The 2890-nt window shown below is 71.1% G+C and carries 3 protein-coding genes; all 3 read left to right on the top strand.

The genetic code is table 11. The features are described 5' to 3' along the window. Positions 1–38: 38 nt before the first annotated feature. Entirely contained in the window at positions 39–1115 is a 1077-nt protein-coding gene (locus G6027_RS07365; protein ID WP_241726904.1) for a DUF368 domain-containing protein, read from the top strand. Positions 1116–1193: 78 nt separating this feature from the next. Then, positions 1194–2096 (top strand): M24 family metallopeptidase, encoded by a 903-nt coding sequence (locus tag G6027_RS07360; RefSeq protein ID WP_182636610.1) that lies wholly within the window; start codon positions 1194–1196, stop codon positions 2094–2096. After that, a partial coding sequence (locus G6027_RS07355) for an alpha/beta fold hydrolase (RefSeq protein ID WP_182636609.1) occupies positions 2093–2890 on the top strand: 798 nt, incomplete at its 3' end. The genes G6027_RS07360 and G6027_RS07355, both read left to right, overlap by 4 nt.

Genomic DNA, 2890 nt, shown 5'->3' with positions numbered 1-2890 from the left:
ACTGGGCATCGGGGTGGGTCGTCGGGGAAAGTGGAGGGATGTCTGTCGAGTCATCACGGTCCGCGTCCACTCCGGAACCGGGAGGGACGCCCCCCGGCGCTGCAGCGGAGTCGGTCCATCACGACCCCGTCGCGGACTCGGATCTGGACCCGCGGTCGCCGCTCCCCGCCCGGCCGGGACCGCTCGGGATGGTCGGGAACGCGCTCCGCGGTGCGCTGATCGGGATGGCCGAGCTCGTGCCCGGCGTCTCGGGCGGCACGGTCGCGCTGGTGACCGGCGTGTACCCGCGGTTGCTGGACTCCGGCGCGCACGTGGTGGACGGGATGCGGTCGGCAGTTCTCGGCCCGGACCGCCGGGCGCGCACGGCGGCGGCCTTCCGCCACGTGGACTGGTGGCTGTTGCTCCCGCTCGCGGTGGGCATGCTGGCGATGGTCTTCACCATGGCCGGGGTGCTCAAGGGCTTCGTCGAGGGCAGTCCGGAGATCGCACGCGGGTTGTTCCTCGGCATGGTCGCGGCGAGTATCGCGGTTCCGCTCGGGATGGCGCGGGCCACCCCGGGTGGACGGAACTGGGCTCTGGGGCTGATCTTCGTCGGCGGCGCGGCGCTGGCGTTCGTGCTGTCCGGGTTGCCGAGCGGGACGATCAGCGGCCCGTCCTACCTGTTGGTGTTCGTGGCCGCTGCGGTAGCGATCTGCGCGCTGGTCCTGCCCGGGGTGTCGGGTTCGTACCTGTTGCTCGCGATGGGGCTCTACGCGCCGACCCTCGGGGCCGTGGACGACCGGAACTTCGCCTACCTCGGGGTGTTCGCGCTCGGTGCGCTCGTCGGGATCTCGCTGTTTGTCAAGGTTCTCGATCGCCTTCTGGAGGACTTCCGCAAGCCCACCCTCATCGCCATGGCCGGCCTGATGCTCGGCTCCCTGCGGGCCCTGTGGCCCTGGCAGACCGAGGAGGCCGACATCCTGGCCCCGGGGTCCGACTGGCCGGTCGTCCTGGCCGCGGTGGCCGCCGGCGTCGTGGTCGTGGTGATCGTCCTGGCCGTCGAACGGTTCTTCGCGGCCAAGGCTGCGACCACGGACCCGGATCCGCGGGTCACGGCGCTCGAGGATCGTGACTAGGTAGCGCCCCGCGGGACCGCCCACGCCGCCCGCGGCGTCGCCCTTGCGTAATGAGACACGGTGTCTATGATGGACGCCATGTCTCACAGTGATGTGACGGATGCCACGTTCCTCGAGCGGTACCGGAACGTGCAGCGACTGTCCTACGAATGCGTCGAAAGCGTGGCACCGACCCTCGACGAGGGTGTCACCGAGCGAGAGGTGGCCGCCCGCCTGCACGACTGGCTCACCGACCGCGGTGTGCGGGAGTGGTTCCACACCCCGTTCGCCTGGTTCGGCGACCGGACCGCCTTCCGCGGGTTCGCCACGCCGCTGCACTTCTTCCCGACCCGCCGCCGGTTGGAGCAGGGGATGCCCTACATCCTCGACGTCGCGCCGGTCCTGGACCGCGCCGTGGGGGACATCGGCTACGCCCGCGTCCTCGGCGAGAACCCGATCCACGACGAGTTGATGACCGATCTGGCCGCCTATCGCGACCTCATCCCACGTCTCATCACCGAGGGCGCGACATTGCGCGACGTCTATCTCGAGGTCGACGAGTTGATCCGCCGCCAGGGCTACGACAACCGGCACCGTGTCTACCCCGGACGCGTCATCGCCCACCAGGTCGGCGACATCGAGTCGCGCATCCCCCGCTTCATCGCGTTCGGCTTCGGCAGCCGTGCCGTGCGCACACTCGTCGGCGACCTCATGGTCGAGCGTGCCCACAACCGCTCGCCCCTGTGGGCGTCCGGGAAGATCTCCGCCCACCGTCCGGAACCCGGACTGTGGGCGGTCGAACCGCACATCGGTTTCCGCGAGGTCGGGGTCAAGTTCGAGGAGGCGCTGGTGGTGCGCCCGGACGGGTCGGCCGTGTGGCTCGACGACGAGACCCCGCACGTGCGCAGGTGGAGGCGGCAGGGCCTGGCCTGCGGAGTGGGCCAGACCCCCGAGGCCACCACGAACTCGGGGACCACCACGAACTCGGAGACCGCCGCATGAGCGGGAACGAGACGGAGATGAGGACGGTGACGACCACCGACGGCCTCTCGCTCGCGGTCGCCGTCACCGGCCCGGCCGACGCCCCGACCCTCGTCTGCATCCACGGTTACCCCGACAACCGCAGCGTCTGGGACGGCGTCACCCGCGAACTCTCCGACCGCTACCGGGTCGTCAGCTACGACGTCCGCGGTGCCGGGGACTCCGAGGCGCCCTCTTCCCGGGCCGGCTACTCCAACGACCAGCTCGCCGCCGACCTGGACGCCGTCATCGGGGCGGTGTCCCCGGACCGGCCGGTCCACCTCCTCGGGCACGACTGGGGATCCATCCAGACCTGGCACGCCGTGACCGGTGACGGTGCGGCCTCGCGGGCCGCGAGTTTCACGTCGATCTCGGGTCCGTGTCTCGACCTGGTCGGGCTGTGGATCACCGGAGAGGGCCGAGAGCGCACCGCCCCGATGCTCGCGCAGTCGCTGTCCTCCACCTACATCGGGTGGTTCCACGTGCCGTGGTTGCCGGAGGCCCTGTGGCGCAGCAGGGTGGGCAGCGGACTCGGGCGCCGGATCCTCTCGATCGGTGCCGGCGCCGCCGAGGTCCCCCCGGACGACGCCCCGCGACCGGAGCGCGACCTGGTCAACGGGCTCGAGATGTACCGCGCCAACATGCGCCGCCACCTCGGGCGCCCCCAGCGGCGCCACACCTCGGTCCCGGTGCAGGTCCTGACCCCTACCCGGGACGTGTTCGTCACACCCGCGCTGCAGGAGTGCGCGCGACTCGGTGCCGACGACGTCAGGGTC

The organism is Dietzia sp. SLG310A2-38A2, assembly GCF_014145095.1.
GTDB lineage: Bacteria > Actinomycetota > Actinomycetes > Mycobacteriales > Mycobacteriaceae > Dietzia.
Note: the sequence above shows the minus strand (reverse complement) of the source record. Positions and strands in the feature narration are given on the sequence as shown.